The organism is Shinella sp. S4-D37, from assembly GCF_040812195.1.
Taxonomy (GTDB): domain Bacteria; phylum Pseudomonadota; class Alphaproteobacteria; order Rhizobiales; family Rhizobiaceae; genus Shinella.
Map to the genome: position 1 here is coordinate 1 of NZ_JBFNXL010000009.1, position 12835 is coordinate 12835.

General features: G+C 66.1%; 13 protein-coding genes. 6 read left to right on the forward strand and 7 right to left on the reverse strand.

Going from position 1 to position 12835, the window contains the following annotated elements; all coding sequences use genetic code 11:
• Positions 1-496 (forward strand): RES family NAD+ phosphorylase (locus tag AB3G45_RS28855; protein ID WP_367833965.1); only part of this gene is annotated, 496 nt, incomplete at its 5' end.
• Between the two features lie 6 nt (positions 497-502).
• On the opposite strand, the gene AB3G45_RS28860 is transcribed toward AB3G45_RS28855, so the two are convergent.
• Positions 503-1228, reverse strand: a complete 726-nt coding sequence (locus AB3G45_RS28860; RefSeq protein WP_367833966.1) for an endonuclease/exonuclease/phosphatase family protein — start codon at positions 1226-1228, stop codon at positions 503-505.
• 79 nt (positions 1229-1307) lie between these two features.
• Between AB3G45_RS28860 and AB3G45_RS28865 the strand changes: the two genes are divergently transcribed.
• Positions 1308-2240, forward strand: coding sequence for a lysylphosphatidylglycerol synthase domain-containing protein (locus tag AB3G45_RS28865; protein WP_367833967.1), 933 nt, complete (start codon positions 1308-1310; stop codon positions 2238-2240).
• Here the strand turns inward: AB3G45_RS28865 and AB3G45_RS28870 are convergent.
• The gene (locus tag AB3G45_RS28870; RefSeq protein WP_367833968.1) at positions 2138-3712 is read right to left on the reverse strand and encodes a phospholipase D-like domain-containing protein; all 1575 of its coding nucleotides are present in this window, start codon (positions 3710-3712) and stop codon (positions 2138-2140) included. The genes AB3G45_RS28865 and AB3G45_RS28870 overlap by 103 nt on opposite strands.
• 363 nt (positions 3713-4075) lie before the next feature.
• On the opposite strand from AB3G45_RS28870, the gene AB3G45_RS28875 reads away from it, so the two are divergent.
• Together AB3G45_RS28875 and AB3G45_RS28880 are read left to right on the forward strand one after the other, a co-directional pair.
• On the forward strand, positions 4076-4792 hold the full coding sequence (locus AB3G45_RS28875) for a hypothetical protein (RefSeq protein ID WP_367833969.1): 717 nt from the start codon (positions 4076-4078) through the stop codon (positions 4790-4792).
• A 68-nt stretch (positions 4793-4860) separates the two neighbouring features.
• On the forward strand, positions 4861-5088 hold the full coding sequence (locus AB3G45_RS28880) for a hypothetical protein (protein ID WP_367833970.1): 228 nt from the start codon (positions 4861-4863) through the stop codon (positions 5086-5088).
• A gap of 12 nt (positions 5089-5100) precedes the next feature.
• Here the strand turns inward: AB3G45_RS28880 and AB3G45_RS28885 are convergent, their stop codons facing one another.
• The 4 genes from AB3G45_RS28885 to ugpB form a co-directional block, all read right to left on the reverse strand.
• Positions 5101-6147 (reverse strand): sn-glycerol-3-phosphate import ATP-binding protein UgpC, encoded by a 1047-nt coding sequence (locus AB3G45_RS28885; protein WP_367833971.1) that lies wholly within the window; start codon positions 6145-6147, stop codon positions 5101-5103.
• Positions 6147-6995: a sn-glycerol-3-phosphate ABC transporter permease UgpE gene (ugpE, locus tag AB3G45_RS28890; RefSeq protein ID WP_367833972.1), complete on the reverse strand. Its 849-nt coding sequence runs from the start codon at positions 6993-6995 to the stop codon at positions 6147-6149. Before ugpE ends, AB3G45_RS28885 begins: the two co-directional genes overlap by 1 nt.
• Positions 6996-7004: 9 nt before the next feature.
• A complete protein-coding gene (gene ugpA, locus AB3G45_RS28895) occupies positions 7005-7886 on the reverse strand; it encodes a sn-glycerol-3-phosphate ABC transporter permease UgpA (RefSeq protein WP_367833973.1) in 882 nt (293 codons plus the stop codon).
• 84 nt (positions 7887-7970) lie between these two features.
• On the reverse strand, positions 7971-9278 hold the full coding sequence (gene ugpB, locus AB3G45_RS28900; protein ID WP_367833974.1) for a sn-glycerol-3-phosphate ABC transporter substrate-binding protein UgpB: 1308 nt from the start codon (positions 9276-9278) through the stop codon (positions 7971-7973).
• Positions 9279-9553: 275 nt separating this feature from the next.
• Between ugpB and AB3G45_RS28905 the strand changes: the two genes are divergently transcribed.
• Positions 9554-10849 carry a GGDEF domain-containing protein gene (locus AB3G45_RS28905; protein WP_367833975.1) on the forward strand — a complete coding sequence of 432 codons (1296 nt, stop codon included), beginning with the start codon at positions 9554-9556 and terminating at the stop codon, positions 10847-10849.
• Between the two features lie 13 nt (positions 10850-10862).
• On the opposite strand, the gene AB3G45_RS28910 is transcribed toward AB3G45_RS28905, so the two are convergent.
• The gene (locus tag AB3G45_RS28910) at positions 10863-11816 is read right to left on the reverse strand and encodes a GlxA family transcriptional regulator (RefSeq protein WP_367833976.1); all 954 of its coding nucleotides are present in this window, start codon (positions 11814-11816) and stop codon (positions 10863-10865) included.
• Positions 11817-11946: 130 nt separating this feature from the next.
• On the opposite strand from AB3G45_RS28910, the gene AB3G45_RS28915 reads away from it, so the two are divergent.
• Complete coding sequence (locus AB3G45_RS28915) at positions 11947-12774, forward strand: alpha/beta fold hydrolase (protein ID WP_367833977.1); 828 nt, start codon at positions 11947-11949, stop codon at positions 12772-12774.
• Positions 12775-12835: the final 61 nt, after the last annotated feature.

Consider the following 12835-nt stretch of genomic DNA (forward strand, 5'->3'; position numbering starts at 1 on the left):
GCGCTATCAGGGAAAACTGTACCGGGCGCTGAACCCGGTCTATGCCCGCGAGCCGCTGTCCGGGCGCGGCGCCGAGCTCTATGGCGGCCGGTTCAATCCCAAGGGCATGCCCGCGCTCTATACATCGCTGTCGATCCTGACGGCGCTGCGCGAGGCCAACCAGGTCGGCAATCTGCAGCCCACCACCCTCGTTTCCTACGACGCCGACATCGCGCGGGTTTTCGACTGCCGCGACGCGGAGGCGCTGGATGCGGAAGGCATGGATGCGGCCGCGCTCGCCGATCCGGCCTGGCGCGACCGGATGCGGGCTTCGGGAACCGCCCCGACCCAGGATCTCGCGCACCGGCTTTCGGCCGCCGGCTATCACGGGCTGCTCGTGAAGAGCTTTGCGCCCGCGGCGATGGATGACGACCTCAACCTCGTCCTGTGGACATGGGGCGACGCCCCGCCCAGCCGCCTCGTGCTGATCGACGACGAGAAGCGCCTGTCGCGTTGAAAGCACCTATTCGATATCGAGGTCGGCGTAGAGCGGCAGGTGGTCCGAAGCGCTACGGGCGAGCGGGCTGTCATGCACGAACGTCTTCGCCACGCGGATACCATCCCCGACGAAGATATGGTCGATGCGCAGCAGCGGCAGACGCGAGGGAAAGGTCGGCCGCGGCCGGCCGCCGGCCATCACCTGCGCATCGCCGAAGCGCCGCACGAGCAGGCGGTAGCAGGCCGAGCGCGAAACGGCGTTGAAGTCTCCGGCAAGGACGATGCGGGACGCCTCCGGCATCTCCGCCCCCAGCCAGCCCGGCCCGATCAACGCTTCGGTCTGCCGCACGCGCTCGGCGCCCAGAAGGCCAAGATGGGTGACGAAGACCTGCAGCTTCACCCCATCGACCGGCACCTCCACCCAGAGCGCGCCGCGCGGTTCGCCCCGGGAGGGCAGGGCATCGGCCTTGACGAGCCGCGTTGGCAATGCCGTGAGCAGGGCATCGCCGTAACGCTCCTCCTCCAGATGCAGCGCCGGATGGAAATGCGAGGCCATGCGCAGATGGGTGGCGATGGTCTCCGCCTGGTCGATGCCGCCGCTGCGGGCACGCGCCACATCGACCTCCTGCAAGGCGATGATATCCGCCTCACACTCGGCGATCACCGCGGCGATGCGGGCGGGATCGAGCCTGCGGTCCGTGCCGAAGCAACTGTGCACGTTGTAGGTCGCGATCCGCAGCCGCCTCGTCATGTCGTCCTCTCGTTGTCTGCGACGCCTCGGGAACACGAAAGCCCTCGTTTTCGTTCCGCCCCGAAGAAGCGAGGAATACATGAAACGCGCCAATATCCTGCATGCTCTCGTCGCCGGTGCGGTCCTTTTCGCCGGCTGGCTCCTCTACCGGACGCTGAGCCAATATTCGTGGACGGACATTACAAGCTCCATCGCCGCCATTCCCAAGGCAAGCTTCGCGCTGGCCCTCGCATTCTCGGCCTGCTCCTATCTCTGCCTGACGCTCTTCGATTTCCTGGCGCTGCGTTATGTCGGCAAGCCGCTGCCCTATCTGCGCGCAGCGCTCGCCTCCTTCACGAGCCTTGCCATCGGCCACAATGTCGGCATCGCCGCGCTCTCCAGCGGCGCCGTGCGCTACCGCTTCTACTCGCGCTGGGGCCTCGATGGGGAGGAGATCGCCAAGCTGATCGTCTTCTGCGGCGTGACGGTCGGCCTCGGGCTCGTCACGCTAGCCGGGCTCTGCCTCGTCCTGCTTCCCGGCACGGCGGGCAAGGTCGCGGGGCTCGGAACGGCCGCATCCGTCGCGCTCGGCCTCGCCTGCCTTGCGGTCGGGGCGATCTATCTTGCGCTCGCCGCCTTCGTGCGCGGCGAGGTGAAGGTGAGACGCTGGCGCTTCGCCTTGCCGGAGCCGCGCCTCGCCGCCCTGCAGATCCTCGCCGGGACCGTGAACTTCGCCTTCGTCGCGGCCTGCCTCCACCAGCTTCTCGGCGACAAGGCCGACTATATGGAAACGACGGCCGCCTATGTGGTCGGCAACCTGACGGCACTCGTCAGCCATGTACCGGGCGGGCTCGGCGTGCTGGAGGCGACGATCGGCTTTCTTCTGGGAGGGTCCGCCTCGATCGGCGCGCTGATCGCCTTTCGCGTCGTCTATTTCTTCATTCCGCTGCCGCTGGGGCTGGTGTCGCTGCTCGCCAGCGAGGCCTTGCTGGGGCCGAACAGCGGTGCAGGCCTGCGGGAAAGCCGGAACTGACGGCGAAGGAACGCGCGCGCCGCATCCCGCCAGGCGGGCAGCGGCCACCACGGCGCGACCGGATCGACGAGCCCCGTGCCGGCAACCGGCTCGATGGCGCCCGCCCCGCCGGCAGCCGGGAACGGCCGTAGGCCCCGCGCGCCTGTGTTGAAGGCATCGATGGTCCTGCCCAGCGCGCCCTCCGCCTGCACCGCCGCCCCGAACGGGACCGGGTCCGCATCCAGATGCTCCGCCAGCAGCCGGGCGCGCAAGGCCGCGATGGCGCTGCGTTCTTCGTCCGTCCGCGCCTCGACCGCCACGTCGAGTTCCGTGTCCAGCCCTTCGCTGCGCTGGTTGAGGTTCGAGGATCCGATGCGCAGGAAGACGTCGTCCACGATGAGGAGTTTCGAGTGGATGACGATTTCCTGTTCTGCGCCGTCCGGCTTCGGCACGACCGGGTAGAAGGCGCGCATGCGGCCATGCCTGTCGCACCGGCCGAGGCGGCGGATCAGCCGGTCGCGATTGGCTCCGAGCACGAGACGCTCGATCGTGCCGTGCGAACTCAGCGTCGAGACGAGGACGACCTCCGGCCCGCCGGGCTCGGCGAGCTTTTCGCACAGCACGTCACAAACCCGCCTCGAGGCGAAATACTGGCTTTCGATATAGATGTGCCGCCGGGCGGCCCTGAGGGCGGCCACCGTCAGGTCTATCGCCTCCGTGGCAGCCTTGCGCCCGCGGATCGCCGGTTCCGTACGGGAAAAGGCGACATCCACCCCGGCCATGTCGGGCACCAGGCCGTCGAGGGAGACGTCCGCCCCGCTCCCGGCGGGCGGCACCGCCGCATCGGTCGCAAACAGCCAGCGACGGCGCGCGATATCGCCGGCGAGCCGGGCCGCCTCTCCCTCCAGCGCCACCTGCACGTCATGCACCGGGTCATAGGGTTCGCCCGACGGCAGCACCCGACGGGGGTCGTCGATGCAATGCTCGCTCGTGTCCCAGCGCTTGGCGGTCAGGTCTATGCCGCCGACAAAGGCGACGCAGTCGTCCACCACCACGAGTTTCTGGTGATGGGAGCCGCGGACCGGATGACGGTTGTCGAAGGCAAGCTCGATGCGCGGATGGGAGGACCAGCGGCGCTTGCGGAACATCTTCAGCGACTTGCCGGAATAAATCGGCCCCATGGCCCAGATCAGCACCCGGATGGTGAGGTCCGGACGCTCCGCGACCAGATCGAGAAGGAAGGCGCCGAGGCTTTGCGAACCCGGCAGGTCGGAGCGGATCGGGATATCGGGGTTGAAGTCCCAGCCGACGATCCACACCGTCTCGCGCGCCTGTCGCAGGGCGCCTTCCAACTGCCGGAAATAGGCGTCGCCATCGACGAGGACTTTTAATCGGCCCGCCTTCGCCACCCGCCAGGCATTCCCGCCGGGCCGGATGATGGGGGAGGGCGCGTGGGTGTTCGCCACCTGCACCGGGAAACCGTCGTTTCGCACTCTCTGCCGCCTCGTTAGGTGATGTCATGCCTCCTGCGCGGAAATTCGCGGGAACGATTTTGGTTCCCTTCCGTGCAGAAGGCATCACCTCGGACGGGCAGCCACAGTGCGCTTCACGCGCCTGCCGCAAGCTGCCGCACGCGGGCGGCCGCCTCCGCCAGGCGATCCGGCGCAAGCTGCCCGGAGCGGGCGCATCGGGATCGTCGCTGACGATCAGGCCCTTGAACCCGAAGTCCTCGCGCAGCATCGCCATGGCCGCCGGCGAGGTGCTGGCGGCATTCTGCCCGTTGAGCGCGGCAATGGGCGGCGGGCATCACGCTCGCGCTGCACCAGCCCTTCCGCACCCTCTCGCCGCACCGGACCATGCGACGGCTGCTGCAGGAGGGGGAAATCGGCACACTGCAATCGCTCGTCATCGCACGCGGCGCGCCCTTCCAGCCGCCGCCCAACCGCCATGTCGACGAGGCGGTGAACCGCGGCGATGCGCTTTTCGAGGCATCCGTCGACAGCATCGACCTCGCGTGGTTCCTGACCGGTCCGGAGCCCGTCGCCGTCTCCGCCCTGTCGGCCTTGCCGGCGCAGGGAGAAACCGACCAGCAGTCCTATGCGGTCGGCCTGTCCGGCGGCGCCGTCCTGCAATCCTACGAGAGTTTCACGACCGCCGAATTCGAAAGCATCGTCATGCTCGCCGGCGACCGCGGCATGCTGATCGCCCATGGAACGCTCAGCGGAAAGGGTGCCGGCACGCTGGTGTGGCGGCTGAACGGGCGCAACGAACTCATCCCGGTGCGCGAGCGCGACCGCATGTCACGACCATCGAAGCCTTCCTGGCCTTGCCGCAGAAATCCGCGACGTGGATGTCGTTCGGCGAGGACAACGTCGTCGCGCTGCGCGCCGCAGAAACCATCCGGGCGGCCCGGAGCCGGCGGCCGGTTTCCATCCCCGCCGCCGACGTCGCGGAGATCGCCACATCGCATGGCCTGCTCGCTATCCTGGACGCCGCTCAACACGATGGACGCGCAATTGCAGGTCCTTGGCCGCTGCAAGCGGGACAATGTGCGCATCGTCATCGATTTCTGACATTCCTACACCAGCGGCGACAAACGGATCGCCCGGCTCGACAAGGACTTGATCTACGGCGTGCATCTTTGCGATTGCCTGCCCTATGCCGGCGGCATACCCAACGAGCCGATCCTCAGGGACGTGCCGACGGGGCAGGGCGTGCTGACCTTGCAAGCTGGGTCGATGCCGTCAAGTCGACGGCCTATACCGGCTGGTGGAGCTGCAAACTCTTCTGCAAGCGCCAGCACCAGGACGACAGCTTTGCCGTAGCCCGGGACCTGAAGGCCCTCATGGAACGCCTGATCCTGCCGTGACGCCCCTTTCGGCTATGCCAGCCGCGTGCCTTGCCCGTCGAAGAAATGCAGACCCGATGCCGCAGCGCCGATGGTCATGGTGTCGTCCATCGCGATGCGCGAGCGGCCGGCGACGCGGAAGACGATCGGCGTGCCGTCCGGCAGCGTAGCGTGCACGTAGCTCTCCGCCCCGACAAGCTCGACGGCGGCGACCTTGACATCGGCGCGGAAGGCGTCGTCGCGGCCCTCCTGCGCCAGGTGCAGGTCTTCCGGCCGAATGCCGAGGGTGGCGGCGCCGGCCGGCAGGGACGCCGCATTGGAAAGCGTCCATCCGGCGCCGGTCGCCGGCGCGGCGAGGAGGTTCATCGACGGGGAGCCGATGAAGGTGGCGACGAAGGTCGTCGCCGGTCTCTCGTAAAGCTCGATCGGCGTGCCGACCTGCTCGATATGCCCGCCGTTCAGCACGACGAGCCGATCGGCGAGCGTCATCGCTTCCATCTGGTCGTGGGTGACGTAGACGCTGGTCGTCGCGAGCGACCGTTGCAGCCGCTTGATCTCCACCCGCATCTGCACCCGCAGCTTGGCATCGAGATTGGAGAGCGGCTCGTCGAACAGATAGGCGGCAGGCTCGCGCACGATGGCCCGGCCCATGGCGACGCGCTGGCGCTGGCCGCCGGACAATTGCCGCGGCTTGCGCTCGAGGAACGGCTCGATCTCCAGCGCCTTGGCCGCCTCGGCGATCCGCCGGTCGATTTCCGGCTTGGGCGTGTTGCGGTTCTTCAGGCCGTAGGCGAGGTTCTGGCGCACCGTCATGTGCGGATAGAGCGCGTAGTTCTGGAAGACCATGGCGATGTCGCGCTCCGACGGCTCCAGATCGTTGACGACCCGGTCGCCGATCGAGATCGTGCCGCCGGTAATGCCTTCGAGCCCGGCGATCATGCGCAAGAGCGTCGACTTCCCGCAGCCCGACGGGCCGACCAGCACGATCAGTTCGCCATCCGCGATGTCGAGCGACACGCCCTTGATGGCTTCGACCGTTCCGTATGTCTTGCGGACATCGTTGAGTGCAATCCTGGCCATTATTTCTCCGTCTCCACGAGACCTTTGACGAACCATCGCTGCATCAGCACGACGACGAGGATGGGCGGGATGATGGCGAGGATCGCCGTCACCATGACGTAGTTCCACGGCGTGGAGGCGTCCGTGAAGTCCACCATGCGGCGCAGCCCGATGATGATCGTGTTCATCTTCGCATCGTTGGTGACGAGAAGCGGCCAGAGATACTGCGTCCAGCCATAGATGAAGAGGATCACGAAAAGCGCCGCGATATTGGTGCTCGACAGCGGCAGCAGGATATCGCGCATGAAACGGAACGGCCCGGCATTGTCGATGCGCGCCGCTTCGACCAGTTCGCCGGGAATGGTGAGGAAGAACTGCCGGAACAGGAAGGTTGCCGTGGCCGACGCCATCAGCGGCAGCGTCAGCCCGGCATAGGTATCGATCAGGCCGAGATCGACGATCACCTTGTAGGTCGGCAGGATGCGCACCTCCACCGGCAGCATCAAGGTGACGAAGATCATCCAGAAGAACACCATGCGCAGCGGAAAGCGGAAGAAGACGATGGCGAAGGCGGAGAGGAACGAGATGACGATCTTGCCGACCGCGATGGCGACGGCCACCACAAAGGAATTGAACAGCAGCCGCTCCAGGCTGACGCCGACGACCCGCTCGACGCCGCCGGCCATGGCGTCGGAATAGTTCTCGACCAGATGCCCGCCCGGCAGCAGCGACATGGGCGGCCGGATGATCGCCTCCGAGGTCGTCGTCGAGGCGATGAACGTATAGTAGATCGGGAAGGCGACGACGATGATCCCGAGGATCAGGACCAGGTGGCCGATGAGATTGGCGATGGGGCGTTTTTCGATCATGGCCTCTCCTCACCCGTAATGCACGCGCTTCTCGACGAAGCGGAACTGGAAGGCGGTCAGCGCGATGACGATGATCATCAGGACCACCGACTGCGCGGCGGAGGAGCCGAGGTTGAGGTTGACGAAACCGTCGTTGTAGACCTTGTAGACCAGCGTCTCGGTCGCCTTGGCCGGGCCGCCGCCGGTGACCGCGTGGATGATGCCGAACGTGTCGAAGAAGGCATAGACGGTGTTGACCACCAGGAGGAAGAAGGTGGTGGGCGCAAGAAGCGGGAAGACGATGGTCCAGAAGCGCCGCGCACCGCGCGCGCCGTCGATGGAGGCCGCCTCGATCAGCGATTTCGGGATCGCCTGGAGGCCGGCGACGAAGAACAGGAAATTGTAGCTGATCTGCTTCCAGGCGGCCGCGACCACGATGAGCGCCATGGCCTGGTCGCCATTGAGAAGCGGGTCCCAGCCGAAGCCGTTGCGCCGGAGCAGATAGGCAAGCGTGCCCATGGCCGGGTTGAACATGAAGAGCCAGAGCATGCCGGCGACGGCCGGCGCCACCGCGTAAGGCCAGATCAGCAGCGTGCGATAGAGCGTCTGGCCGCGCACCACCTTGTCGGCGGCGGTCGCCAGCAGCAGCGCGACGCCCATCGACACCAGCGCCGTCAGGACGCTGAAGACCACGGTGACCTGCAACGAGGAGAGGTAGTTCGGATCGGCGAGCACGGCGGAAAAATTGGCAAGGCCCACGAAGCCGCTCTTCAGGCCGAACGGATCCTCGCGCAGGGTCGACTGGTAGATCGCCTGGCTCGCAGGCCAGAAGAAGAAGACAACGGTGAGGATGATCTGCGGCGCCACCAGGAGATAGGGCAGGATCTTGTTGGGAAAGGCGACAGTGTGCAAGGCGGTCTCCCGAAGCGACAGGTCAAGACGTGCCGTCCGCCGCCCGTGCCCCGAAGGCGGCGGGCGGCATCCGGCATCCTACGCTCAGTTGCCGATCGCCTCCGCGATCGCCGCATTGCCGCGCTCGACGGCCTTGTCGAGCGCCGTCTTGGCGTCCTGCGAGCCGGCCAGCATCGCCTCGAACTCCTCGTTCATGATGTCGCGCACCTGCGGCAGGTTGACGAGGCGCACGCCCTTGGAGTTCTCGGTCGGCGCCTTGCCCATCATCTGCAGGATCGGCGTCTCGCGGGCCGGATTCTTCTCGTAGAAGCCCGACTTCTTGGTATCCTCGTAGGCTGCGTTGGTGACCGGCAGATAGCCGGAGACCTGGTGGAGACGGGCCTGGATCTGCGTTTGCGACAGGAAGTTGAAGAACTGCGCGACGCCCTTGTATTCCTCGTCGCTCTTGCCGCCGAAGACCCAGAGGCTGGCGCCGCCGGGAATGGTGTTCTGCGGGCCGTGGCCTTCATAATAGGGCAGTTGGCCGATGCCGTAATTGACGCCGGACTTGACGATGTCGCCGAGGCCGCCGGAAGATTCGGTCAGGATCGCGCATTCGCCCGACATGAAGAGCTGCTTGGCTTCCGAGGTGCGCCCACCATAGCGGAACGTGCCGTCCTTGGCGAGATCGGCGATGGCCTGGAAATGCTCCACGAACAGCGGTGCGTTGAACTCGAGCTTCACATCGGTGCTGCCGAGGCCGTTCTCGTTCGTGCCATAGGCGACATTGTTCCAGGCGGCGAAATTCTCGGTCTGGATCCAGGTCAGCCAAGTGGAGGTGAGGCCGCATTTCGCCGCGTCGCTCGCCTTGATCTTCTTTGCAGCCTCGAAGACTTCCGGCCAGGTCTTGGGCGGGTTCTCCGCGTCGAGCCCCGCCTTCGTGAAGGCGTCCTTGTTGTAGTAGAGGATCGGCGAGGACGAATTGTAGGGGAAGGACAGCATGGTGCCGTCCGGCTTGGAATAATAGGCGACGATGCCGGCGAGATACTGCGACTTGTCGAAGGTGTAGCCGCCCTTCTGCAAGACGTCGGCGGCCGGCACGATGGCGCCCTCGGCCCCCATCATCACGCCGCTGCCCGCGTCGAACACCTGGATGATCGCGGGCGGCTGCTTGGAGCGGTAGGCCGCGATGCCGGCATTCAGCGTCTCGGGATAGGTTCCCTTGAACACCGGAACGACCTTGTACTCGCTCTGGCTTTCGTTGAATTCCTTCGCCAGCTGGTCGACGACCTCGTTGTTGGCGCCGGTCATGGCATGCCACCATTGCAGTTCGGTTGCGGCAAGCGCGCTCGATCCGAGCAGGAGCGAAAGGGTGATGGCGGCTGTCGAGGTGGCGATGAGACGATTGGACATGATTCCTCCCTGATGTTCCGGCCGCTGGAAACGGCCTGTTCCGAAGGGAGATCCTCCTCGATCCCGCCCCGGCCCGCTTCGCAGCGAAGCAAGCCGCATTCAAAACGAAGACAAACGAACCTGCAAACGAAATTATCGCCTGGCGACACGAATTTGTAGGACGGTCCACCGCCGAAAAACTGCCCGGCGCTTAAGCCTTTTCTTACGTTAGGCGGCTATCTTCAGCGCGGGAGGCCTGTGTGGCCTGGCACGAATGACGATGGGTACGGGATCGCATGAGCAGTACAGCATCGCAGCCAACCGAGAGGAACCCCGTTCCCTACGGCAGGTCCCGGGAGGAAATAGACTTCTGGATGGGGTGCGTCGGTGCGCCGATGATGCTCGTCGACAAGAGCACGCTGCATGTGCGCCGGGCGAACGCCAATGCCGCGGTTCTGTTCGGGCTGGGGCTCGATGCCTTCGAAGACCTGCCGATGGAAGACCTCGTCGGCCGCGAGGCGAGCATCCTGCTCTCGCAGATCTGGAACGTCGCGCCGATCGGCGTGCCGGGCGAACCGTTCCTCATCCGCGCTGCGGTGCAGGCGCAGGAGCGCGTGCTGATGGTGCAGGTCACCAAGATCGCGGTCGAGGGAGACCTCGCGCGCCTGTTCACCTTCACCGATGCGCCGCCGCAGGGTTCCGTCTCCCTCGCCGGCTGGCAGGAGCAGATGATCTCGCTCCTCGACTGGCTGCCCTTCGGCTTCGAGATCGCCAGCAGCGACGACCAAATCCAGTTCGCCAACTCGACCTTCAAGGCGCTGTTCGGCTATACCCAGGACGAGATCGAAAGCATCGAGGACTGGTGGCGGCTCGTCTATCCCGATCCGCAATACCGTGAATACGCCCGCACCCAATGGCACAGCTCGATCGCGGATGCGCGGCGCGAGAATCGCGAGATGGCGCCGTTCGATCTCGACGTCAGGACGGCGAGCGGCGCGACGAAGCGCATCCAGTTCCGGCAAAGGACGATCGGCAACTTCAACGTCAACCTCTATATCGACGTCACGAAGGAGCGCGCCTATGCCGAGCAGCTCAAGGCCCTCGCGAACACCGATCCTTTGACCGGCATCCTGAACCGCCGGCGCTTCTTCGAGGAGGCGGAGGAGATCTTCTCCAGATCGGGCGGCGCGTCCGTGGGTGTGCTCATGCTGGACATCGATCATTTCAAGTCGATCAACGACACGCACGGCCATCGCGCGGGCGACCTCGTCCTCATGGAGTTCGCCCGCCGCTGCCAGGCGGTCGTGCGCCCGGGCGACCGTTTCGCGCGGCTCGGCGGGGAGGAATTCGCCATCCTGCTCGCGGCGGACGGACCGGCGGCGGTCGTGACGCTGGCCGAGCGCATCCGCTCCGCGATCCACGCCCTGCCTTTCGACATCGAGGGCGCCGCGATCCCGCTCAGCGTCAGCATCGGCGCCACGCTCGCCGATCCGTCGGACGAACCCTTCGGCTCGGCGATCCTCAGGGCCGACAATGCGCTGTATGAAGCCAAGCGGACGGGCCGCAACCGCGTCGTGACGCGCGTCGCCTGATAGCGCCGCCGGCTCACGCCGCCAAGGCGACCGAGAACCGGCTGCGATATTCACCGGGCGAAAGCCCGAGAATGCGGTGGAATACGCGGCGGAAGGCGGCGGCGTCCTCATAGCCCACCGCAAAGGCGATCTGGTCGACGGTTCGCCGCGTGAACTCCAAAAGCTCCCGCGCCTTGCCGATCCGGAGATGCTGGACATATTCGATCGGCTTCATGCCGGTCGCCGTCTTGAAGCGGCGCAGGAAGGTGCGCTCTTCCAGCCGCGCATGGCCCGCCATGTCCGCGACGCTGGTGGGCCGGCCGCCACGCTCCTGCAGCCAGTGCTGCACCTTCAGCACCGCCTCGTCGCCATGGGTGAGGCGCGGTGCGAAGTTGCTGTAGTGCCGCTGCTCGCGCCCGGAGGGGTCGATCAGCAGGAACTTGCCGGTCTCGATCGTCACCGAAGGGCCGAGCAGGCGGTCGACGATGCGCAGGCCGAGATCGGTCCAGGCCATCAGCCCGCCGGCGGTGATGATGTCGCCGTCCTCGATGACGATCTTGTCCGCCTCCACGCGCACATCGGGAAAGCGCGCGCGAAAACGGTCGGCGAACAGCCAGTGCGTAGTGGCGGGACGGCCGGAAAGCAGGCCCGTCGCCGCCAGGATGAACGCCCCGCCGCAGGTGGAGGCGAGCGTCGCGCCCTGCCCGTGGCGATCCAGCAGCCAACGGGCGTAGGGTGCCGCCTCCTCCGCCTCGGCCGGCCCCGTCAGCCGGCCGGGCACGATCAGGATATCGGGTGTTCCGGGGGCGCCTGGATCGGTGTCGTGGCAGCGAAAAAAGCGCCCCTCCCCGTCCATCCGCCAATGGCTGACCCGCACGGCCGGCCCGCCGCGATCCCGCGAGAAGACCGACGCGATGGCGAAGAGATCGGTGATGCCGTGCACCATGGCGGCCTGGCAATCCCGATAGAGCATCAATCCGACTTCCATTGCGCGTCCTCCGCCTTTTGTCAGTTTCGGCGCGCCTTCTGTCGGAAGCGCCAATCCAGTCCAAGCGCAGGCCAGAGTATCCCTCTTCACACGGGAGGCAATCAAGTCCCCGACAACAGGAGAGAGAGCCATGAGCACGATCACGACCCGCGACGGTACGCACATCTTCTACAAGGACTGGGGCCCGCGCGACGGCCAGCCCATCCTGTTCTCCCATGGCTGGCCGCTCAGCGCCGACACCTGGGATGCGCAGATGGTGTTCTTCGCCAACCAGGGCTTCCGCACCATCGCCCACGATCGCCGCAGCCATGGCCGGTCGGACCAGGTCTGGCACGACAACACCATGGACCAGTATGCCGACGACCTCGCCGAACTCATCGAAAAGCTCGACCTTCGCGCGGTCATCCTGGTCGGCCATTCCACAGGCGGCGGCGAAGTCACCCGCTATATCGGTCGCCACGGGACCGGCCGCGTCGCCAAGGTTGCGCTCATCGGTGCCGTCCCGCCGCTGATGCTGAAGACGGAAGCCAATCCCGGCGGCCTGCCCATCGACGTCTTCGACGACATCCGCAAGGGCACCTATGACAACCGCAGCCAGTTCTTCAAGGACCTGACCATCCCCTTCTACGGCTACAATCGCGACGGCGCGGTCATTTCCGAGGGCATTCGCGCGGACTTCTGGCGGCAGGGCATGATGGGCGGTCTCAAGGGCCAGCTCGACAGCATCCGCGCCTTCTCGGAAAGCGACTTCCATCAGGATCTCGAGGCCTTCGACAAGCCGACGCTGGTACTGCACGGCGACGACGACCAGATCGTGCCGATCGGCGCGGCCGCCCTGTCGACCGTCAGGATCATCAAGCACGCCGTGCTGAAGGTCTACGAGGGCGCCGACCACGGCCTGACGCAAACCCATCAGGACCGGTTCAACGCCGACCTTCTCGACTTCATCAACGCCTGACCGCCTTCCGGCACGGGCTTCGGCGTAGAAGAGCGCCGGCCCGGCGCCGTTCCATCAAATT

Bases quoted from the DNA above. Each gene is read 5' to 3' on its own strand.
- AB3G45_RS28860 (WP_367833966.1), bottom strand. From the start codon at position 1,228: ATGACGAGGCGGCTGCGGATCGCGACCTACAACGTGCACAGTTGCTTC.
- AB3G45_RS28865 (WP_367833967.1), top strand. From the start codon at position 1,308: ATGAAACGCGCCAATATCCTGCATGCTCTCGTCGCCGGTGCGGTCCTT.
- AB3G45_RS28875 (WP_367833969.1), top strand. From the start codon at position 4,076: ATGCGACGGCTGCTGCAGGAGGGGGAAATCGGCACACTGCAATCGCTC.
- AB3G45_RS28885 (WP_367833971.1), bottom strand. From the start codon at position 6,147: ATGGCCAGGATTGCACTCAACGATGTCCGCAAGACATACGGAACGGTC.
- ugpE (WP_367833972.1), bottom strand. From the start codon at position 6,995: ATGATCGAAAAACGCCCCATCGCCAATCTCATCGGCCACCTGGTCCTG.
- ugpB (WP_367833974.1), bottom strand. From the start codon at position 9,278: ATGTCCAATCGTCTCATCGCCACCTCGACAGCCGCCATCACCCTTTCG.
- AB3G45_RS28905 (WP_367833975.1), top strand. From the start codon at position 9,554: ATGAGCAGTACAGCATCGCAGCCAACCGAGAGGAACCCCGTTCCCTAC.
- AB3G45_RS28910 (WP_367833976.1), bottom strand. From the start codon at position 11,816: ATGGAAGTCGGATTGATGCTCTATCGGGATTGCCAGGCCGCCATGGTG.
- AB3G45_RS28915 (WP_367833977.1), top strand. From the start codon at position 11,947: ATGAGCACGATCACGACCCGCGACGGTACGCACATCTTCTACAAGGAC.